The organism is Caproiciproducens galactitolivorans (assembly GCF_029266045.1).
Taxonomy (GTDB): Bacteria; Bacillota; Clostridia; order Oscillospirales; family Acutalibacteraceae; genus Caproiciproducens; species Caproiciproducens galactitolivorans.
In genome coordinates, this window is record NZ_JAJUFJ010000015.1 from 44,693 (window position 1) to 66,926 (window position 22,234).

At 49.7% G+C, this 22,234-nt stretch carries 19 protein-coding genes; 1 reads left to right on the forward strand and 18 read right to left on the reverse strand.

Annotated elements, in window-relative coordinates; all coding sequences use genetic code 11:
- Positions 1-36: 36 nt before the first annotated feature.
- The 5 genes from P9B68_RS10645 to leuC form a co-directional block, all read right to left on the reverse strand.
- Complete coding sequence (locus tag P9B68_RS10645; protein ID WP_277669016.1) at positions 37-1,713, reverse strand: S1C family serine protease; 1,677 nt, start codon at positions 1,711-1,713, stop codon at positions 37-39.
- 23 nt (positions 1,714-1,736) lie between these two features.
- The gene (locus P9B68_RS10650; protein ID WP_135657468.1) at positions 1,737-3,227 is read right to left on the reverse strand and encodes a sensor histidine kinase; all 1,491 of its coding nucleotides are present in this window, start codon (positions 3,225-3,227) and stop codon (positions 1,737-1,739) included.
- Positions 3,228-3,230: 3 nt separating this feature from the next.
- Positions 3,231-3,920 (reverse strand): response regulator transcription factor, encoded by a 690-nt coding sequence (locus tag P9B68_RS10655; protein WP_135657466.1) that lies wholly within the window; start codon positions 3,918-3,920, stop codon positions 3,231-3,233.
- A 302-nt stretch (positions 3,921-4,222) separates the two neighbouring features.
- A complete protein-coding gene (leuD, locus tag P9B68_RS10660) occupies positions 4,223-4,705 on the reverse strand; it encodes a 3-isopropylmalate dehydratase small subunit (protein WP_135657464.1) in 483 nt (160 codons plus the stop codon).
- On the reverse strand, positions 4,702-5,979 hold the full coding sequence (gene leuC / locus P9B68_RS10665; protein ID WP_135657462.1) for a 3-isopropylmalate dehydratase large subunit: 1,278 nt from the start codon (positions 5,977-5,979) through the stop codon (positions 4,702-4,704). The genes leuD and leuC overlap by 4 nt, the downstream gene beginning before the upstream one ends.
- A 196-nt stretch (positions 5,980-6,175) precedes the next feature.
- Here leuC and P9B68_RS10670 point away from each other — a divergent pair, with 196 nt between their 5' ends.
- Positions 6,176-6,793, forward strand: a complete 618-nt coding sequence (locus P9B68_RS10670; RefSeq protein ID WP_135657460.1) for a Crp/Fnr family transcriptional regulator — start codon at positions 6,176-6,178, stop codon at positions 6,791-6,793.
- Positions 6,794-7,274: 481 nt separating this feature from the next.
- Here the strand turns inward: P9B68_RS10670 and P9B68_RS10675 are convergent, their stop codons facing one another.
- The 13 genes from P9B68_RS10675 to P9B68_RS10735 all read right to left on the reverse strand — a co-directional run.
- Complete coding sequence (locus tag P9B68_RS10675) at positions 7,275-7,766, reverse strand: DNA cytosine methyltransferase (RefSeq protein WP_135657458.1); 492 nt, start codon at positions 7,764-7,766, stop codon at positions 7,275-7,277.
- 135 nt (positions 7,767-7,901) lie between these two features.
- Positions 7,902-9,851, reverse strand: a complete 1,950-nt coding sequence (gene lysS, locus P9B68_RS10680; protein ID WP_277669017.1) for a lysine--tRNA ligase — start codon at positions 9,849-9,851, stop codon at positions 7,902-7,904.
- A gap of 131 nt (positions 9,852-9,982) precedes the next feature.
- Positions 9,983-10,468, reverse strand: coding sequence for a transcription elongation factor GreA (greA, locus tag P9B68_RS10685; RefSeq protein ID WP_135660718.1), 486 nt, complete (start codon positions 10,466-10,468; stop codon positions 9,983-9,985).
- A 230-nt stretch (positions 10,469-10,698) separates the two neighbouring features.
- A complete protein-coding gene (locus P9B68_RS10690; RefSeq protein ID WP_277669018.1) occupies positions 10,699-11,994 on the reverse strand; it encodes a S41 family peptidase in 1,296 nt (431 codons plus the stop codon).
- Positions 11,995-12,022: 28 nt separating this feature from the next.
- Positions 12,023-13,237: a murein hydrolase activator EnvC family protein gene (locus tag P9B68_RS10695; RefSeq protein WP_207669576.1), complete on the reverse strand. Its 1,215-nt coding sequence runs from the start codon at positions 13,235-13,237 to the stop codon at positions 12,023-12,025.
- Positions 13,227-14,141: a permease-like cell division protein FtsX gene (gene ftsX / locus P9B68_RS10700; RefSeq protein WP_135660722.1), complete on the reverse strand. Its 915-nt coding sequence runs from the start codon at positions 14,139-14,141 to the stop codon at positions 13,227-13,229. The genes P9B68_RS10695 and ftsX overlap by 11 nt, the downstream gene beginning before the upstream one ends.
- Positions 14,131-14,823, reverse strand: a complete 693-nt coding sequence (ftsE, locus tag P9B68_RS10705) for a cell division ATP-binding protein FtsE (RefSeq protein WP_135660724.1) — start codon at positions 14,821-14,823, stop codon at positions 14,131-14,133. Before ftsE ends, ftsX begins: the two co-directional genes overlap by 11 nt.
- Before the next feature lie 322 nt (positions 14,824-15,145).
- Positions 15,146-16,231, reverse strand: coding sequence for a PucR family transcriptional regulator (locus tag P9B68_RS10710; protein WP_135660726.1), 1,086 nt, complete (start codon positions 16,229-16,231; stop codon positions 15,146-15,148).
- 428 nt (positions 16,232-16,659) lie between these two features.
- Complete coding sequence (locus P9B68_RS10715; RefSeq protein WP_277669019.1) at positions 16,660-17,772, reverse strand: ABC transporter ATP-binding protein; 1,113 nt, start codon at positions 17,770-17,772, stop codon at positions 16,660-16,662.
- 395 nt (positions 17,773-18,167) lie between these two features.
- Entirely contained in the window at positions 18,168-18,881 is a 714-nt protein-coding gene (locus tag P9B68_RS10720; RefSeq protein WP_135660731.1) for a pseudouridine synthase, read from the reverse strand.
- A gap of 147 nt (positions 18,882-19,028) precedes the next feature.
- Entirely contained in the window at positions 19,029-19,616 is a 588-nt protein-coding gene (locus tag P9B68_RS10725) for a DUF4830 domain-containing protein (RefSeq protein WP_135660733.1), read from the reverse strand.
- Positions 19,617-19,706: 90 nt separating this feature from the next.
- Positions 19,707-21,782, reverse strand: a complete 2,076-nt coding sequence (locus P9B68_RS10730; protein ID WP_135660735.1) for an elongation factor G — start codon at positions 21,780-21,782, stop codon at positions 19,707-19,709.
- Between the two features lie 268 nt (positions 21,783-22,050).
- On the reverse strand, positions 22,051-22,234 hold a 184-nt coding region (locus P9B68_RS10735), incomplete at its 5' end, for a class II fructose-bisphosphate aldolase (RefSeq protein WP_277669020.1).

Genomic DNA, 22,234 nt, shown 5'->3' on the forward strand with positions numbered 1-22,234 from the left:
CGTTTATAAGCTTTTCTGCTCTTTTGCGGCGGCTCTTTATTTCTGCTGGGTTTCCCCTTTATCTTCCAAAAGCTTCGTTTTCACTTCACGGGTCGCTCCATTTGTATTTTGGCCGCTTCCCATGCGGAAAATCGTCAGCGTGACGGTATCGCCCGCCTTGTGCTTGTTCAGCACGGCGTATAAATCGTCCACGCTGGAAACCGTCTGACCGTCCACTTTCGTAATCACATCGCCGGGCACGACGCCTGATTTTGTCAAATCGCTCTCCGGGCTGATCTGGCGGATCATAACGCCGGTCGGATAACCGGAAAGCTCCGACTGAATCGCAGTAATGGTGGAGGCGGTTATGCCAAGGCGGCTCCGCCCGCTGACATATCCGCGCGCAATCAGATCGTCGATAATATTTTTCGCCCTGCTCACCGGAATGGCAAAGCCCATTCCTTCGTAGCCGGTCGCAACAATCTTGTTCGAGTTAATGCCAACAACCTGCCCGTACATATTCATCAGCGGACCGCCCGAGTTGCCGGGGTTGATGGCCGCGTCGGTCTGGATATATGTCATGCCGTTGTCGCTGTGGCTTTCAATCGTGCGGTTCAGCGCGGAAACATACCCGCCCGTCAGCGAGCTTGCGAATTCAATTCCGCCCGGATTGCCGATCGCGATTACCGGATCGCCGATTTCAAGCTGATCCGCGTTGCCAAACACCGCCGCGCTCAGATTATTCGCCTGGATGCGAAGTACCGCGATATCGGAAGTCTTGTCGTAGCCCACAACCTTGGCGTCATACTCCTTCTTGTTGTAAAGCACGACTTTTACTTTATAGGAACGGGAATTGTTTACCACATGGGCGTTTGTCAGGATATAGCCGTCCTTTGTTGCGATAATGCCGGTACCCTGAATGACGCCACCCTGGCTCCCCGCCGCCGCGGGGACTGTGGTTTCCACCCCTACCACGCTCTGCACCGTATTTTTGTAGACCGTCTTTGCGTCATACGGGTTGCCGCTTGGCTTAGGCTGAATCGTAATACCCGCCGCGTTGGCGGCGCCGCTGGGAATCTTTACGGGGCTCTGCGCCTGGCTGGAACCGGAAGCCGCGCTTGCGCTGTTGTTTTCTGCCGGCTGGGAAACGGTGCTGCCCTGCCAGCCGCCCTGCTGCTCAACGGCAATATGCACGCTGTAAATGCAGAAGCCCAGAACGAATCCACCGATGAGGATCCCGAGAAAGATCAGGAACACACGCATCCCGGTGTTTTTCCGTTTCGGCTGTTTGGGGCCGCCGGGCTGACTCGGCTGCTGCGGATCCTGTGGGTTTTGCCGGGGCTGCTGCCCGTTGTTTTGCGGATATGTCCAGTACCGGTTTTGCGGATTGTACGGATTTTGCGGATTCTGCCCGTAGCCGCAATTCCCGTAACCCCCGCCCGGATTCGTATACTGTCCATAAGGATTGTAATACTGCCCGTAAGGGGAATAAGGATTCTGCGGGTTTTGGTACGGCGGCTGACCGCTGCCCGGCCACTCCTGCCGGGGGACAGAAGCATCCCCGCACCGGTTTTCGAAATCCGGTTTCGGCCCGTTCACCGCCTCCTTGTTTTCCGGAGGAACACCGTCCGTTTCCTTCGGCTCTACCAGCTGCGTATCCTCGTTTGCTTCCGGAGAATCCGACGGCCAGATATTCTTTTCGCCATTGTCGTTGTTATCGAAATGATCGCTCATAAAGCTATTCCTTTCTAAGTGAATTACTCTTTCGCCTGTTCCGCAGAACCGTCTTTCAGCTTAGGCGGCTCCTTGATTTTCGGAATCCAAAATTCAAACTGGCAGTATTCGTTCTGCACACTACTTACGGTAATCTCACCGCCGTGCAGCTTTACGATGGTTCTTACGATATAAAGGCCGAGACCCATTCCGTTCTTATCTTGGCTGCGGGATTTGTCGGTTTTGTAAAAGCGGTCAAAAATCAGCGAAAGCTCGTCGGGGGCAATTCCCGCCCCGCTGTTTTTAATAATCACGCTGGTCCGATCGGAAAGATCCTGGATGCGGATTTCAATATAGCCGCCTTCATTCGTAAACTTTACGGCGTTCTCAATTAAATTATATACAACTTGGTGGATCATATCCGGATCTCCGTCAACAAAAAGGCTTTCCGCGTCCTCAAGCCCCCGGATTTCCAGCTTTTTATCCTCAATCGCTTTTTCAAACGACAAAAAGGCAATCAAAATCGTATTTGTTAAATCGAACCGCGCTGGGTGCAACTTCAGCTCCCCGCTGTCAATCCTCGAAAGGGCCAGCATGGTGCGGACCAGGCGGGAAAGGCGTTTCACTTCTTGCGAAACAACCGTCAGGTAATACTTCTGTTTTTCCGGCGGAATGGTTCCGTCCAAAATGCCGTCGATAAATCCGGCAATCGTCGTCATCGGCGTTTTCAACTCGTGCGAAACATTCGCCACAAAATTGCGGCTTGCGTTTTCGCCGGAGGCCAGCGACCTTGCCATGTTGTTGAACGCCATCGCAAGCTGTCCGATCTCATCCTCACTCGTAACCGGCACGCGTACGGAAAAATCCCCTTTCCCGAACGAGTGGGCCGCTGCCGCCATGTTCCGCAACGGGCGCACCAATTTGTAGGAAAAGAGCCAAACCGCACAGAACGAAATGATGAACGCCGCAATCGCGGCCAACAGGAAAACGCGCATAATCTCGCCGAGAAAAATGTTAAAAGAGCGCACATTGTAAGCGGTGAACACCGCGCCGATTACGGTTTTGCTCCCGTCCACATTCATAACGGTAATCGGAACGCCTACAACATAATAGGGCTGGCTGTAAATCCCGCCCATGGTTCCCTGCGCGGTGTACCCCCCTGCAACGACCTTTTGAATAATGTCCTGGCTGACCTGCTTGGTTTCGTTTACCGCGCTCCCGCTGTCATAGGAAGCAATTTCAATCTGTCCGGACAGCCGCGTTACAAAAATGTCCGCGTCAATGTTTTCGGAAAACGCCGCGATAAATATCTTCATGCGCTTCCCGTCAATGGAATAGAAATTATCCTGTACGGAAGTAACGCTGTTTGCGGCGATCGTTGCCACGCTTTCCGCGTTTTTGCGGAGCAATGCGCATTTTTCCGAGCGCCAGTAATTGGAAACGAAGATCAGCATAACAAAGCTTAAAAACAAAAAGCTGATCACAACAATCAGGGAAGTAATCCGTAAATATTTTTTAAAAAGCGTTTTTCGCATTTTTTATTCCTTAACTTCAAACTTATAGCCAACGCCCCAAACGGTTTTCAAAGCCCATTTGTCGGAAACTCCCTCAAGCTTTTCCCTCAGCCGTTTCACGTGGACGTCGACCGTACGGCTATCGCCATAATAATCAAAGCCCCAAACCTCGTCCAGAAGCTGGTCGCGTGTGAAAACGCGGTTCGGATTGCTTGCCAGATGGTATATCAGTTCCATTTCCTTCGGCGGGGTGTCAATCTGCACGCCGTTGACGCGCAGCTCATAGTTCGTCAAATTGATGGAAAGCTTATCGTACTTCACTTCTTTAACGGTTTCATCGCCGTTTTTGCCCAACCTGCGAAGAACCGCCTTAATCCGCGCCACTACTTCCTTCGCTTCAAACGGTTTCACCACATAGTCGTCCGCGCCCAGCTCAAGGCCCAGCACTTTATCGAAAACTTCGCCCTTTGCTGTCAACATGATAATCGGGCACTGTGATTTCTTGCGGATCTCGCGGCAAACCTGCCAGCCGTCCAGTTCGGGCAGCATGATGTCAAGCATAATCAGATCCGGTTCTTCCGTTTCGAAAGCCTCCAACGCCTTGCGACCATCGTTGGCAATGACAACCTGGTAACCTTCTTTTTCAATGTAGAGACGTAAAAGCTCGCATATATTCTGGTCGTCGTCAACCACTAATATTTTTCCAACCGGCATTTTTATCCTCCTTCATACCCCCGTGGTAAATTTCTGACAATTCTCCTATTCTGATTATACGGGAATTCGCCGAAAAAGTCATGAATTTTTTATAAAAGTTTTTGAAGATTGTGTGAATGCCGGAAAATACAGCCCAATACTTCCTAGGGTTTGCAGGACTGTTCCAAAAATGCACTACCGTTTTTCTTCTGCCTTCCGAAACGTCCATGCTAACAAAAATCCGGGCGCTGGTGCATGACCCCGCGTCCGGATTTTTCAGGGCGCCGAAGCGCCCTTTAACCGCTGTGCAAAACGGCATTGGCTTATTTCGAAATACTGTTCAAAAGCCCTCCCTTTTCGATAATATTCTGAATAAACGGCGGGAAAGGCTGTGCCTTATAGCTTTTTCCGTTCGTCCGGTTTTGAATCACGCCGTTGTCAAAATCAATTTCCACCTCGTCGCCGTTCTGAATATCCCGCGCTGCCTCGGGGCATTCCAGAATCGGCAGGCCGATATTGATTGCGTTACGGTAAAAAATGCGGGCGAATGTTTCGGCAATCACGCAGGAAATACCGCTCGCCTGAATCGCAATCGGGGCGTGCTCGCGCGAGGAGCCGCAACCGAAATTCTTCGCGGCCACGATGATATCGCCCTTCTTCACCTTCTTGACAAAATCTGCGTCGATGTCCTCCATGCAGTGTGCGGCCAGCTCCGCGTGGGAAGCCGTATTCAAATATCTTGCGGGGATAATCACATCCGTATCGACGTTGTCCCCGTATTTGTGTACAAATCCATGCGCTTTCATTTCTGCACCCCCTCTGTCAGTTGTTCCGGATCGGTAATATAGCCGGTTACGGCGCTTGCCGCCGCCACAGCCGGGCTTGCCAGATAGACTTCCGATTCAATATGCCCCATGCGTCCGACAAAATTGCGGTTTGTTGTGGAAATTGCGCGCTCCCCCTTGCCGAGGATGCCCATATGCCCGCCAAGACAAGGTCCGCAGGTCGGCGTGCTGAACACCGCCCCGGCTTCGACGAAGATTTCCGCCAGCCCTTCGCGCAGCGCCTGCAGATAAATCGCCTGTGTGCCCGGCAGAATGATGCAGCGCACATCCTTCGCAACCTTCCTGTCCTTGAGAATCGCCGCCGCCGCTCGCAGATCCTCCATCCGTCCGTTCGTGCAGGAACCGATCACGCTCTGGTCGATTTTGATTTTTCCGACTTCATCAATGGTTTTTGTATTTTCGGGAAGATGCGGGAACGCAACGGTCGGACGGATTTTTCCAAGGTCAATCTCCACGGTTTCGTCGTAAACCGCGTCCTCATCTGCCGCGTAAACAACCGGCTCATGCTGGAAGCGGCCCTTCCCGTAATCCAGCGTAACCTCGTCCACGGGGAAGATCCCGTTTTTCGCGCCGGCCTCAATCGCCATGTTTGCAATGCAAAGGCGGTCGTCCATGGAAAGGTATTTCACGCCGCTGCCGGTGAATTCCAGCGAACGGTACAGCGCGCCGTCCACGCCGATTCTCCCGATGAGGTGCAGAATCACGTCTTTGCCGCTCACCCATTTCGTGGGTTTGTTTTTCAGCACAATCCGAATCGCGGAAGGCACCTTAAACCACGCTTTGCCGGTAATCATCCCGGCGGCCATGTCGGTGGAACCCACGCCTGTAGAAAACGCGCCGAGTGCGCCGTAGGTGCAGGTGTGCGAATCCGCGCCGATTACGCAGTCCCCCGGAACAACCAGCCCTTTTTCCGGCAGAAGCGCATGCTCAATGCCCATCTGCCCCACATCAAAGAAATTCGTAATCTGATACTGATTTGCGAAGTTCCGTACCTGGCGGCACTGTTCCGCGGCCTTAATATCTTTGTTCGGTGTAAAATGATCCAGAACCAGCGCAATTTTATCCTTATGAAAAACGGAGGAAGCCCCGCATTTTTCAAATTCATTGATCGCCACCGGCGAGGTAATGTCATTTCCCAGAACCAAATCAAGTTCCGCCTCGATCAGCTGCCCCGCGCTTACGCTTTCCAGCCCGGCGTGCGCGGCGAGGATTTTCTGCGTCATCGTCATTCCCATAGTGGGTACCTCCCTTAATTTCGATTTGTCTTATTATTGCATAAATCTTGCGCAAAGAATGTATCATATGTTACAATTACAAAAAACAACAGAATCCATCACAACCGGGGCTATGAAAAGGAACATGGTTCCCATTCCTTGAGGAAAAAAGTCCACAGGCAGATCCGCCCCCAATCGCATTTCACGGAGGATTGACATGGAACCGTCGAATAAAAAGAAATGGGATGTGCTGGAAAGAACCCACACATCCCATGTTGTTGAAAAGGATCGAATGATTTACTGGCAGGAAGCGCTTGCCGATGAATTTTATTATTTGAAAAGCGGGAAAGTGAAAATTTTTCTCAGCTCGGAGGACGGCGCAGAAAAGACCCTTACCGTACTGGAACCGGGGAATATTTTCGGCGAAGCGGCCTTTTTTGACGGCATGCCCCGCGTTTCCTCCGCAAAAGCGCTCGTAAAATCCGAAATCATCACCGTCACCCGGAAGAGCCTGATGGAATGTATCCGCCGCGAACCGCAGCTCGCCATGAACCTGCTTACCTATCTGTCGCAGACGATCCGCATGCTTTCCGCACAGGTGAATTCAATGACATTTCTGCAGGCTGACCAGCGCCTCGCGCGGCTTCTGCTCAGCCTGGCGCGCAACGGTACTGTACGCGCCACGCAGGACGACCTTGCGGGCCTTGCGGGTATTTCGCGCGTCACCGTAAACCGCACGCTGGCGGGATTTTCCAAAAGGGGATGGATCCGCGCCCGCTACGGCGCGGTGGAAATCCGGGACGAAGTGGGGCTTCTCGCTTTTATTGGCGGCTAAATCAGTTCTTTGGCTTCATTGTCGGGAAATTTTTCTTTCCACTTTACAAGTTTTACCGTAGTTTTTCATTTGTTGCTTTTGCAGCTTTTTTATTTCTCGAAAAAATCGTATTTTCATATTTCCCATGGAATTTTGGCATCCGTTTAAAGAAGATTGAAAACGATATATTGCAGGCTCCAGGATATGTAACTAGAGCGCAGAGCAACATTTCACGTAGCTGATTCATAGGCAAAATACTAAGTTTGGAAAAATATAAAAGATGGAAATGGCGCAGATATAAGAAAAAGGCCTTAGGAGATTTCTCTGATGTGGTCTTAAAATTATAGTTCAATATGATTTGGATTATAGAGTGGTATAACAGATTTATCTTCTTCCACTCCAAAAATAAAATCCACCAATTTTTGAGAATCTACAGACTTCTGCCCATGTGCAGCTGTCGGAATACCTATGCCATAAAAGAATGTTTTAACTACGTTTCCCTTCAACAACTTGGAACAAAACGCATGTATTCTAAAAATAAGAAATTACGTTCATCAAAATCGTTATGCTTTCTATTAGCAAGAGAAAATCCCTGACAAGGTACTCCACCAGTTATAAGGTGAATTTTTTCTACGCCTCTTTCTTCAAGCAATCTTTTTACATATAGAGGGTCTACTTTTTTTATGTTCCCCAGACACCCTATTGAATTGGGATGATTTAACATCCACGTATTCATTGCAGGTTTTAGATGGTCTACTCCAAACACAGACTGGAAACCAGCCCAAGAGCAACCTACTGCAAAACCACCCGCTCCGCAAAACAGGTCCAACATCGTAAGTTTTCTCTTATCATGTTTGAATCTATCGAGGTTTATATACTCAACATCCTCATGAAGATATGAGCTTTTTTCTACAGGGACAGAATTATCCCATACATTTTCAACGATACTATTCTCACATAGCGCTTCATTATTTTTTGGGGTTTTGTTAACCATAAGAACTCCTTGCCTTGAATATAAAACCGGTAAGCGTTTCGGCCTACCGGTTTCATCATCAGCTTTCTGCCATTAATAAATGGTCATAAACCGGTCGCAAGTCGCAAATTCTCTATTTGCAAATTTCATACTAGTCTAGTACAATTTTGCGCCTGCCGGAATATGGTCATCAACCATCAACAAGTGGAGCTTTTCTTCGCCTTCTTCTTCGTGAACGGCACTAATAAGCATACCGCAAGAGTCAATGCCCATCATCTTTTTCGGCGGCAGGTTTACGATAGCGATACAAGTCTTGCCTACCAGTTCTTCAGGCTCATAATACTCGTGAATACCGCTTAAAATCACACGGTCTTTGCGTTCACCGTCATCTAATGTGAATTTGAGAAGCTTCTTTGACTTTGGTACTGCTTCACAAGCCAAAACCTTTACTGCACGGAAATCGGACTTCGAGAAGGTATCGAAATCGACGGTATCCTCAAACAATGGCTCAATCTTTACCTTAGAGAAATCAATCTTTTCATGCTCAGCTTTTGGTGCTTCCTCAGCCTTATTTTTCACATCATTTTTGCCGTTAACATTATTCAAGGGCTTCATTGTTGGGAACAGCAGAACGTCGCGGATAGACGCACTATCGGTCAGCAGCATGACAAGGCGGTCAATGCCCATGCCCATACCGCCGGTCGGCGGCATACCGTATTCCAGCGCGGTCAGGAAGTCCTCGTCGATCACGTTGGCCTCTTCGTCGCCCGCAGCACGAAGCTTCATCTGGTGCATAAAGCGCTCGCGCTGATCGATCGGGTCGTTCAGCTCGGAATACGCATTTGCAAGCTCGCAGCGCGTGCAAAACAGCTCGAACCGCTCAACCAGCTCGGGGCAGTCCCGCTTGCGCTTGGTAAGCGGGGAAACCTCCACCGGGTAATCGAAAATAAAGGTCGGCTGTACAAGATGCTCCTCTACCTTTTCCTCAAAGACCAGCGCCATGATATTGCCCCACGTATCGGTGCTCTTTGTTTCAAGGTGGAGGCTCTTCGCAATTTCCATTGCCTTTTCGGTGTCGCCCTTGAAGGAGAGAAAGTCGATTCCTGTGTACTCCTTAATCGCGTCGTTCATGCTCAGGCGCTTAAACGGCAGGGAAAGATCAATTTCCTCGCCCTGATACGTAATCTGATCGGTTCCACAGACCTTCATCGCGCACTCGTGAATCATGTTTTCCGTACGCTCCATCATCCCGCGGTAATCCGTATACGCTTCGTATAGCTCGATCGTAGTGAATTCCGGATTATGCTTGACATCCATTCCCTCGTTGCGGAAAATACGCCCGATTTCGTAAACGCGTTCCATCCCACCAACAATCAGCCTCTTTAAGTGAAGCTCCGTCGCGATACGCAGGTACATGTCAATATTCAGCGTATTGTGGTGCGTAATGAACGGTCTTGCGGCGGCACCGCCCGCCAGGGTGTTCAGCACAGGGGTTTCCACTTCAATATAGGATTGCGCGTCGAGGAAAGCACGGATGGTGCGGATAATCTCGCTGCGCTTGATAAAGGTATCCTTAACCTCCGGGTTGACAATCAGGTCAATGTAGCGCTGGCGGTAGCGCAAATCGGTATCCTTCAGGCCGTGGAACTTTTCCGGCATGGGGAGAAGCGATTTCGCCAGCAGCTTGATTTCCTTTGCATGGACGGAAATTTCACCCCTGCGGGTCTTGAACACATAGCCCTTTACGCTGATGATATCGCCGACATCCCAGCAGTTTTTCATTTCGTTATAGCTTTCTTCGCCCACCTGGTCGATTTTCAAATAAACCTGAATCCGGCCGCTGCGATCGTGAATATCCATGAAGCTGGCCTTGCCCATGTCGCGCCAGCTCATCATACGCCCGGCGATGCAGACATCGCTGTTTTCCAGCTCATCGAAAAGCTGGTGGATTTCCTTCGCGGTAATGTCACGGGGGCAGGTTGTGATCGCAAACGGATCCTTGCCCGCCTTTTGCAGCGTACTCAGCTTGTCCCTGCGGATTTGCAGCAGCTCACTAAGGTCCTGTGCGGACTGTGTACCGTTTTCCTCGATGATATTTTCGCTCATTTGTAACTCTCCTATATCAATCTCATTTTCGCTGTCTTTAAGCATCCTGTTCCAGAAAGGAAGCCATATGCGCTTCACACTTTATTGGAAAAAAGGGGCAGGGTGAAAACATCACTCCCGCCCCCAAAAGCTTATTTGGATATGGCAAGAACCTCGTATTCCATCAAGCCGGCAGGTACTTCAATCTGAATCTTGTCGCCGATTTTGTGGTTCAGAAGGGATTTTCCAACAAGGGATTCGTCCGAAATGCTCCCGTTGAGCGGGTCCGCTTCATTGGAACCGACAATTTTATAGTTGGCAACATTGCTCTTGCCGGTTGTGGGATTTGTAACCCGAACCTCCACTTTGGAGCCGATGTGGATATTCTCGTTGCTGAGCTCGTCCTCGTCGATAACTTTTACATTTTTAAGCATGACTTCAATGTCCGCAATGCGGGCCTCGACAATCGCCTGCTCGTTTTTGGCTTCGTCATACTCACTATTTTCAGACAAATCGCCGAAGGAGAGGGCCACTTTAATTTTTTCCGCCACTTCTTTACGCTTAACGCTTTTCAGGTCCTCTAGCTCTTTTTCCAGCTTTTCCAAGCCTTCCCTCGTTAAAACCACCTGTTTTACCATAGTAGAATACCACCTTTTTCAATACAGTAGACTGCATTTTACCCTTTCGATAATAATACTTACATTATAGTGACACCGTACCGTTCTGTCAATAAAATCCCGAACGGGAACCGTGTTTTTCGCCTGCAAACTTTTTCCTTTCCGGCACCTTTTCTCCGCCTCTGGTATTGTATTCAAAAAGAAGAGGGATATGCGAAATGCATATCCCCGGAACCTATCCTTTGCCGATTTTAACCCGCCTTGGCTTTGCTGCTTGCCGGGCTGCTTTCCGTTCCCGGCGCTTTTTCCACGCTTACCCCCTGGCGGATCAGCGCGGAAACCGCCGCCTGCAGCTGCGGATCCTGTTCAGCCCTAAGCTGGTTGCGGACCAGGAGCGCCTCCTGATCGGAAGTAAGCTCCTTTTGAATATCCACGGCGATTCCTTTTCCGTTGAATACTTCCCCGTTCAGCGTCAAATAATTTGCAACGGGAAGAATAACGGCAGAGCCGTCGGAAAGGGGTTTGACTTCATCCTTCGTGCCGAGCCCGGCTGTCTTTTCGCCGACTAAAAGGCCTTTTTTATAATCCTTGATATCGGCCGCGAAAATTTCAGCCGCGCCGAAGGTGTTGCGGTTCACAATCACGCTGATCGGCAGATTCACCGTATTGGGGCCTGAAGTATACTGCACCGTTACTTTCCCGGCTTTGTCTTTGTAACTTACCGTGTTGCCGGCGGGCAACAGGGTATCGAGCATTTCCGCCATCCCGCGGATGCTTCCACCGGAATTGCTCCGCAGATCAATTACAATCCCGGAAGCGCCCTCTTTAATGCGCGCCGCCAGCATATTGTTAAACTGTTCCGCGTTGGAATCCGTAAACGCGGAAATTTTCAGGTAAGCCACGTTGCCGTTAATCATGGAAGAAATAAGCGTCTGCTCGGCGTATTCGGCGCGGGTGACGGTAATGCTGAGCAACTCGGTCTTTGTCTCCGCTTTCTGCCCCTCGCTTTCCTGCGGCCGCAGGATCCCAAGCTTCACCTTAGAACCGACAACCCCGTCGAGCTTATTGAGCGCATCGCCGTAGGTCAGGCGGATGACCTCTTTGTCGTCCACGCTGACGACGGTATCGCCCTTCTTAATCCCACTTTTTTCCGCAGGGGAACCGGGGGTTACTTCAATAACCTCCATATTGCCGTCCTTGTCCTGTACGGTTTTAATACCGACACCAACGCTTTTTTCACTACTGCTGTTCAGGTATGCCTTATACTTTTCCGCCGAAAGGTACTTCGCCTGCGCGTTTCCCAGCCCAGCGACATACCCGGCGCAGATTCCGTCGTTCAGTTCCTTTTCATTCACCGAACCGATGTAAACCTGCCTTGTTTTCTGGTCGATTTCGCTCAGCTTTGTATACATCGCCTGGCGCTCGTTAATATCCGCTACCTTGGAGTTAAAGCTTTTCATAGCGTAAACATAGGTAAGGGACACCGTGATGGAAGCCGTTACGGCAACAAGGGCGACTGCCGCGCCCCAGGACAGCTTTCTGCTCATATCGTTTCAATCTTCCTTATTTTCAACGTCATTTTGTGAACCAGTTCAGCGGATTTTTCGCCACGCCGTTTACACGGATTTCAAAGTGGCAGTGCGCGCCCTGCGAATCGCCTGTATTTCCAACGTACGCAATAACCTGCCCCTTTGTAACAATCTGTCCGGTGCTAACCGCCACGCTGCTGCAATGGCCGTACAGCGTTGAATAGCCGCCGCCGTGGTCAATTGCGACAACGTTGCCGTATCCGCCGTAGCCTGTACCGTAGTTGCCCCATCCGGCCATCATTACCCTGCCGGAATCCGCCGCAACTATCGGCCGTCCGTAAACCCCCGGACCGGATATATCGATTCCCTTATGGAATGAACCCCAACGCGGACCGTATCCGCTGGTTACGGTGTTTACGCCCGGAACCGGCCAGCAAAAGTTCCCCGTGCTAGTGTAGCCGCCGCTTCCGCTCGTTCCGCCGCCTCCGCCGTTGTTCTGCTTCTGGCGTTCGTAGTACTCCTTATACCACTGGTCAATCGCAGCATCCGCTTTCCTGCGCTTTTCGGCAAGCTCCGCGCTTTGCTGCTGCGCGGAAGATTCATCTGCAGAAATTTCGGCAATCACCTGCTTGGTCTCCTGCTGAAGCGAAGTGAGTTCGCTCTGCTTCTGGTCAAGCGTAACCTTTGCGCTTGCAACCTTTTTGCGGTTTTCCTCAATCTGTGCCTTCTGCGCCTGAATGCTCTGCATGTCCGATTTCAGCGTATCGATAAGATTTGTGTCATGCATGGTAATCGCCTTGATCGCTTCGGTCTTATCCGCTAAATCGACAACATTCTTCGCGCTGAGGATGATCTCCAGATTCGAAGCTTCGCCGGTCAAATACAGAGCACGGAGCCTTTGCTTTAACAGCTCATAGTTTTTATTGATCTCCTGCTGCTTTCCGGAAATCTGGTTCTGCTTCGAGGTGATATCCGAGTCGAGCGCGGAAATCTGCTGGTTTAAAACGTCGATCTGGCTCTGAACGGTTGCAACCTGTGTGTCCAGCGCCTGTTTATAGGCAACCTTATTCGCCTTGTCCGCCCGCAAGGATTTTAATTTCGCGGCAACCTCAGCCTGCTTTTTCTTCAGCGTAGCCTGCTCCTTCTGCAACTGGCTCAGGCTTTTCGCCGCCGAGGCGGGCACCATGACCTGAGGAGAAAGCAGAACCGTAATTGCTAAAACAAGGGCTACCGCACATTTTGCGAATGTTTTACCAGCCAACGATTTCTCCTCCTTCCTTTTTCAAGTATTTACTAATGGATATTACGCCTCCAACCGCGCCGAACAGAGTCCCTGCAAGCATAAAGGCCAACAAAATCTTCCCGGCCATGGGGCTGATGTCGACCGGCGAGAACAGCGTAATGGACGTAATCGAACCAACCATTTTATCGTAAATCAGAAAAAGAAGGAAACTGGAAAGCGCACCGGACAACATTCCGATGATAATACCCTCCACAATAAACGGAACGCGTATGAACCCGTTCGTCGCGCCGACGGATTTCATAATGCTGATCTCCACACGGCGGGAAAACATGGTAACACGGATAGTATTCGAAATAATAAACAGCGAAACCAGGCTGAGCAGAAGGATAATCCAAAATCCGGCCATGGTAACTACCTTGTCCAGCCTAGTCAGCTTGGCCGCCACATCGGAATAGTCGTTAATGGTTGCAACGCCCGGTATTTTCTTAATCTGCGCCGCCGTATCCTTATACTTGGACAAATCCTTAAAAGAAACCTTAAACGCATCCGGAAGCGGATTATCTTTTCCGGTCATGCCCTGCAGCATGGTACCGTTCTTGTCACCCAGAATTTTCATATACTGCTGAATTGCTTCGTCCTTCGGAACAAATTCGCAGGTCTTAATATTATCGAGCTTTTTGATTTCCTCCCCGACCTTTATTGCGGAGAGTGTGGGAAGATCCTGCGTCATATAGATACGAACCGAATTATTTCCCTCAATTGTTTTCATCGCGGAGTTAATATTATAAGAAAAAACAACAGCCGCACCGGTCAGCAGTAAGCACGATACCAAAACGCCGACAGAGGCGATACTCATTGTGCGGTTGCTCCAGATATTTTTGACGCCTTCCTTGAACAGGTATCCAAGACTTCTAATCTTCATGGCGCTCCTCCTCCTTCTGCGAGGCGGTGTCCGCCACAATGGTTCCGTCGTGGATTTCTACGACCCGCTTATGAAAATGCTTTACTAGTGTATGTTCGTGCGTTACCATCAGGATGGTGGTGCCGCGGCGGTTGATTTCATTGAGAAGATCCACGATTTCAAACGAAAGCGCCGGATCAATGTTGCCGGTGGGCTCGTCCGCAATAATCAGCTTCGGGTTGTTGACCAAAGCCCTTGCCAGCCCCACGCGCTGCTGCTCGCCGCCGGACAGCTCCGCCGGGTGGCATTTCGCCTTGTTCTGAAGATTCACAAGCCCCAGAATGTACGGAACGCGCTTGCGGATTTCCTTGTTGGAAGCGCCAACGATATGCATCGCAAACGCCACATTTTCAAAAACCGTCATCGTATCAATCAGGCGGAAATCCTGGAATACAATACCCATCGTGCGGCGGATAAAAGGGACTTCCCTTTTTTTCAAGGTGGAAAGCTCCCTCCCGTTAACGATAATTTCCCCGCTGTTCGGCCTTTCCTCGCACATAATCAGTTTCAGGAACGTGCTCTTCCCCGCTCCGGAGGAACCCACAATAAAAACAAACTCGCCCTTGTCCACTTTCAAGCTGACATCCTTGAGCGCCCGGGTGCCGTTTGAATAAATCTTACTGACATTTTGAAATTCTATCAACGCAATCGCTCCATTAAAAATCGAATTCTTCCGGCTCGATCCTATACACCGGATAGCCCTTCTCCCCTTGCCCCTCCCGCAGTCGGATCGATTACTTTTCGCGGGACGGCAATTATCATTTCTTCTTGTTTTTTCCCTGTTTTTCCCTGTCTGTTTGGAGTATTAACCCCTGTTTCTTCACACATAAATACCAACAGGATGAATACGAATCAAAACCCATTGGTATGTTTACATAATACCAATGGGTTTCTTATTTATTATTCCGTTTAAGAAATAATTTGTAATAAATCTGTAATTCTTTTAACTTTTCTTCATTTCTCTGTTAGAATTTAACAGGGTTGGAAGAAAGATACTTTTTAACCATCAGGGCAACCTTAAATACGATGGCGTCTTCAAATTCACGAAGATCCAAACCGGTGATCTTTTTGATTTTCTCCAAACGGTAAACCAGCGTGTTGCGGTGAACAAAAAGCTTACGCGACGTTTCCGAAACATTCAGGTTGTTTTCAAAGAAACGTTGAATGGTGAACAGAGTCTCGTGATCCAGCGACTCAATAGAACCGCGCTTAAACACTTCCTTCAGGAACATATCGCACAGCGTGGTCGGAAGCTGATAGATCAGGCGGGCAATGCCCAGGTTGTCGTAGCTGACAATCGACCTCTCGGTGTCGAACACCTTACCGACTTCCAAAGCAACCTGTGCTTCCTTAAAGGAACGCGCCAGATCTTTAATGCCGGTAACAATCGTGCCTATGCCGACAACGCAGTGGGTGTAAAACTCGCTCGAAAGCGTATCGACGATGGAGCTTGCAAGCTTTTCCAAATCCTTCTGCTCAATGCCAGCACGGATTTCCTTTACCAGCGCAATATCGTTTTCATTTATATTAATGATAAAATCCTTGTTTTTGTCCGGGAAAAGGTTCTGAACCACGTCATAAGCGGACACATCGGACCTGCTGGTTATTTTGATCAACATACAAACGCGGTTCACATCCGAGTTAAACCGGAGCTCGCGCGCCTTCAAATAAATATCGCCGGGCAGAATGTTATCGAGAATGACATTTTTGATAAAATTGCTGCGGTCGTACTTTTCGTCATAGTACTGCTTAATACTGCTCAACGAAACAGCGAGCAAGGAGGCGTAACGTCCGGCCTCCGGGTCGCTACCAGAAACAAAAACGGCATATTCCGGGCGCGGGCGGCTGCCAAATGACTTATACGTGTAACCATTAACAACAAAAGTTCCGGGCGTAGCCAGAACTTCCGGAGTAATGCTGTCGTTAACCTCGCCGATCCTGCCCAGCTCGCTGCAGGCGATAATGACCGAGGTTTCATCAATCACCCCGATTGTGCGGTCAATGGCATCGCGCATCTGATGAATGACTCCCTGAAATAATCGATTGGACATAGCTCTCCCTCTCTTTATCGAACTTATCTAAATAACGATTCCTACCTACATACATTTTACATAAATTAATTGTACTTTTCAACTAATATTCAACAGAAAATAAAGAATCAGCAAAGAGAACGGTAATTTTTAATCATTATTTCACAAATCCTTGCTAATTTAATTATAAAATAGAATATTATAATGAAATACGAACTTTTCCAAAATTTATCATGCCCGAAAAACCTTAGTTTTCCGGGATTCGGTATCAAAAAGGCAGCGAAAACGGCAAAGCGTGAAAAATCCGACAGTTTAACCAAACCGCCGACCCGGAGCCGGAGGGCTTCCTGCGCGGCGCCGCAAAAGCTGCGGATCCCCGCACAGGCGGGCATTTGCGGATATATAACAAAAAAGGCCATGCCAAACGGCACAGCCTTTTCTTTTCTCACTTAATTGAGGATAGTCTGTTCTGTTTCCTTATCAAACAAATGCATTTTCTTTAAATTAAATGCAATTTTAATGTTGTCCCCTGTTTTCGCTGTAGAAGTCGGTTCTACGCGCGCCGTAATGCTATTGCCTTCGCAATTAAGGTACAGATAGGTTTCCGCGCCCATCAGCTCAGTCACCTCGACATCCGCGTCGACAATGCCATCTGTGGATTTCGCAAGGAAATCGGGTTCATCATGAACGTCCTCCGGACGGATGCCAAACACCACCGCCTTGCCGACATAGCCATTCAATACGCCGTCCTTGTCTTTTTCCTGCGGAATGGCAATGCTGTATTTGCCGAATTTAAGAAAGAACCGGTCGTCTTTGGATTCAATCGTCGCGTCAATAAAGTTCATCTGCGGCGAACCCATGAAGCCCGCGACAAATTCGTTTACCGGGAAATCATAAAGGTTTTGCGGCGTATCTACCTGCTGAACAACGCCATCCTTCATAACCACAATGCGGTCGCCCATGGTCATGGCCTCTGTCTGGTCATGCGTTACATAAATGAAGGTTGTTCCAAGCTTTTTGTGCAACTTGGAAATTTCGGTCCTCATCTGTGCCCTCAGCTTCGCATCCAAGTTGGAAAGCGGTTCGTCCAGAAGGAAAACCTTCGGGTTGCGGACAATGGCGCGTCCCAACGCAACACGCTGGCGCTGGCCACCGGACAAAGCCTTCGGTTTTCTGTCGAGCAGATGGGATATATCCAAAATCTTTGCGGCCTCTTCCACGCGTCTCTTGATTTCATCCTTTGGAACCTTGCGGAGCTTCAGGCCGAATGCCATATTATCAAATACCGTCATATGCGGGTAAAGAGCATAGTTCTGGAACACCATGGCGATATCGCGGTCTTTCGGGGCTATGTCATTCGCAAGGGTATCGCCAATGTAAAGTTCGCCTTTGCTGATTTCTTCCAAGCCGGCAATCATGCGGAGCGTTGTGGATTTTCCACAGCCGGAAGGGCCGACCAGAATTATAAATTCTTTATCGTCAATTTCCAAATTAAAATCCTTGACCGCGGTCACTCCGCCGTCATATACTTTATAAACATTTTTCAAGGTTACGTTTGCCATAATCATCCTCCAAGTCTTACTCTGTTCCTGACACACAAAGCTGCTACCGGGCCCGGTAATAATCTTTGCTTAATTTCCACGCGTTAATGATAACAGAACCGCTTGGGGAAATACAGACCTTTTTTACCCAAACTTTTTTCTCCTTGTTTATATAAATCTGATAAATTACAAATTTCCGAATTGAAATTTATACAAGATTATGAATTTGTAAAAAAGAAAACGTTTTTTTCGTACATATTTCGTGATTTTTACTGTGTTTCAGCTTTATATAAAGAGTCCGCGCACCGAATGAATCACGCTAAATTTTCGCTTTGCTCCAAACTTTTTGCTTAAAGTTTATTGAAAATTTATAGGTGACAAAAAACAAGGGGTAAAATTTATACAAGTTTATGAATCTATAAAAAAACGGAATTGGCCTCTTCCACGCTCATTTCGCGTGCTTCGCCGGGCTTAAGCGTGTTGTCCAGGACAAGCGCCCCGATTTTCACGCGCTTTAATTTCAACACCTCATTATTCCTCGCCAGAAACATCCGCTTCACCTGATGAAATTTCCCTTCGTGGATTCTCACCCTGACCAGCGGATGCTCCCCCTCCTCCAAAACTTCCAGCTTTGCGGGCAGGCATACCCTGTCCTTCAACACCACGCCGTTTTCAAACGCCGCAACGTCGTCCGCAGTAACCGGGCGGGCAAGAACCGCCTCGTAATGCTTGTACACATTGCTTTTAGGCATAAGCATCCGGTGCGCGTAAGCGCCGTCGTCCGTAATAATGAGCAGCCCTTCCGTATCGCGGTCAAGCCGGCCCGCCGGAAAAAGCCCCCTCCTTTTCAGCACCGGCGGCAGAAGATCCACCACCGTTTGCGCACGCGCGTCCCGCGCTGCGGAAAGCACCCCGGAGGGCTTGTTCATCATCAAATAGACAAATTCCTTAATGGATAAGGGCTCCCCGTTTATGGTCACTTCGTCTAACAGCGTGTCCACCTTAAAATCCGCTTTTTTTACAACCTTTCCGTTTACTGCGATCTCGCCGCGCCGTATCATCGCGCCCGCGTCCTTGCGGCTGTCCGTCACATGCAAGGCAAGAATTTTATCCAGCCGTTCCCTGCTCACTTACTCACTTCCTGTTTTGCCGTATTCCTTTTATAAGCTTCCCGATTTTTCGAAAAATGGCGGTCCATCCCGCGACAGGCCGCCAGCGACCCTTTTTATGTTCCTATTGTACGCGATCCGGGGGAAACGGTCAACTTGGAATTCGGTTCAGTCCGTTGGCCATGCGTTTGCCGGAATCGCGGAAGATACCGTCGGCGTAGCGGAAGACGGCAGATTTTCGCGAGGGGAAACTGTTTTCCGCATGCCGTAATCGGCACTTTCCTGCACGCCGTTAAAGCCGGTCATGAAGCCGTCCAGCTCTACTGTGCTCAAATCCCCGCCGATAACGATATTGTTGTACACCAGCATGGTAGCGCGCACATTGGGAACCTGCGGAAAATTTGTCACCGCGTATACCCACTGCCTGCAGGTTTTTCCCGCGTAAGGCAGAAGATCCAACCCCTGTTCCTTCTGTATTTTGTTGTATTGGGTGTACACATTATTAAATTTTTCGGGGATTGTCACGTCCTTCATCTCAATCGGCTCCGCGTTTACATTCCATCCAAACTGTTTTAGAAAAGAAATGCGATCCTCATTCGTTGCCGCTTTCAGGGAATATTGTTTCCCCCCCACCGTCGCTACGGGTTTCGAATCATGCATCTTGGAGATTACCATGACGCCGGTTATGACAATTAAAACCACCGCAAGACCGATTAAAAGCTTTTTTCTGCCTGCTTTGACTGATAATACAAACATTTTAACGCCCCCCTTGTAATGATAAATATGCGTGAAAGGGGACAAAAATGCAAAAAAGCAGCCTCCGTTTCCGAAGGCTGCTTCGTTTCTTTATTCTTCTTCCGCCGAAGCCTTCGCCTCTTCAATTACCTTTTGGGCAACCTGCTGCGGCGCTTCTTCATAGCGGCAGAAATCAAAGGTAAAAGAACCTCTGCCCTGCGTTACCTGGCGGACATAGGTACAGAAATCATGCATTTCCGCCATCGGCACTTCGGCTTCCACAATCTGCTTCTTGCCGTCCTCCGTCGGGTTCATCCCCAGTACGCGGCCGCGGCGCTTGTTCACTTCGCCGAGGATATCGCCCATGTTCGCGTCCGGCACGGTGCACCTTAAGGTGCCGATCGGCTCAAGCAGCACGGGGTTCGCAATCGGCATGCCCGCCTTATAGGCAAGGTTTGCCGCCATTTTAAACGACATTTCCGACGAATCCACCGGATGGTAGGAACCGTCGTACAGCGTGGCGCGCAGTCCTACGACGGGGTAACCCGCCAGCGGGCCTTTCATAATGCTCTCGCGCAGGCCCTTTTCAACCGCCGGGAAAAAATTCTTCGGTACTGCGCCGCCGACAATGCGCTCGGCAAATTCCAGCCCTTCGCTGTCGCAGGGCTCAAACTCCACCCAGATATCGCCGAACTGGCCGTGGCCGCCGGTTTGCTTCTTGTAGCGCCCCTGTACCTGCACCTTTTTGCGGATTGTCTCGCGGTAGGGCACACGCGGTTTTTGCAGCGTGACGTCCACCCCGAATTTCCCCTTTAATTTCGAAACGATGATATCCAGATGCTGCTCTCCCAAACCGGAAATCACCATCTGGTGCGTTTCGGTATTGGTTGTAAAGCGGATGGTGGGATCTTCATCCACCAGGCGCAGGATTCCCTGCGCAACCTTATCTTCTTCTCCCTTATTCTTGGGCATTACCGCCATCGAAAGGGTCGGGTTCGGGTAATCAATGCCGTCCAGCGTCACCTTCCGGGCCGGCGCGCAGAGCGTGTCACCCGTACTGGTTCCCTGCAATTTCAGCACCGCTCCGATGTCGCCCGCAACGATCGCCGAGGTATCCTCCTGCTTTTTGCCGTGCAGAATAACCGTCTTGCCGACGCGCTCCATATTTCCGGTACGCATGTTGAGCAATTGCGTGTCGGTTGAAACCTTGCCGGAAATCACCTTCAAATAGGACATCTTGCCGATAAACGGATCCGCAACCGTCTTAAAAACAATGGCGGCTGTCGCGCCGTTTTCGTTCACAGAAAGCTCAACCGGGTTGCCGTCGGTGTCGGCGGCAATCTCCGCGCTCTTTTCCTCGGCGGACGGCGCCAGCCAGACAAGGCCGTCCAGGAACTGCTCCATACCGCGCATCAGCAGGGCGTCGCCGCAGAATACCGGGCAGATCGCCCCGGATTTCACGCCCTTGCTAACGCCGACAATCACTTCCTCCGGCGTAAACTGCTCGCCCGAGAAGTATTTTTCAAACATCTCGTCGCTTGTTTCAGCGACCGCCTCGTAAATCGCGGTGCGCAAACCCTCAAGCCGGTTTCCCATATCCGGCATTTTTACCTCCACAGGCTTGCCATTCTGGTAATCGTATGCTTTATACTCCAGCATATTAATGTATATGTTCGCTTTGCCATCCTCAATGTACGGAACAACCACCGGGCAGACGGAAGGGCCGAAGCTTGCTTTCAGGTCTTCGAACACCCTGTAAAAACGCGCGCTTTCATCGCAAAGGCCGTTCACAAAGAAAATTTTCGGCAGGCCGCGCTTATTTGCCGCCTCTACTGCCTTTTCGGTGCCCACGGCAACCCCGTTCTTGCCGGAAACCGCAATCAGCACGGAATCCGCCGCGCGAACAGCTTCGCAAAGGCCGCCTTCAAAATCGAAAAGGCCCGGAGCATCAATCAGGTTAATTTTATGATTCTTCCATTCCAAAGGAGCCACCGCGGTTGACACAGTAATTTTTCGCTTTATCTCTTCCGGATCGAAGTCACAAACGGTGCTTCCTTCCCCAACCTTCCCAAAACGATCGGTTGCGCCGGAAAGGTACAGCATCGCTTCTGCAATGCTGGTTTTCCCCGCTCCGCTATGCCCCGCAATTGCAACATTTAGAATATTTTTTGCTTGATACTGTTTCATTATCGATACTCCTTTCAGGAATTGATTGTAACAACCACACAATTGCTCAACCAAATTTACGATAATTATAGCGTATATTTACAATGAATACAATGGCTTAATTATAAAAATTCCAATTTATTTCTATTCAATAAAAATTCTTTTCTTTAACCGGCAAAATGGAAGGGGAAAGCGGGGGGCTTCCCCCGGATACTGTCGAAAACACAGAATAAACGCAAAAAGGTCCGCCCCGATTGGGCGGACCTTCTTGCATGGAAACGAACTATCTTTAAGCTTTTCCCGCGCAGCCGAGGACTGCAGTAATCTTATGCGCAACCATATCTTTAATGGCTGTGCGCGCGGGGGCGAGATACTGCCTTGGGTCAAAATGGCTCGGATTTTCCGCCATATACTTGCGGATGCTGGCCGTCATGGCGAGACGTAGATCGGAGTCCACATTGATTTTGCAGACC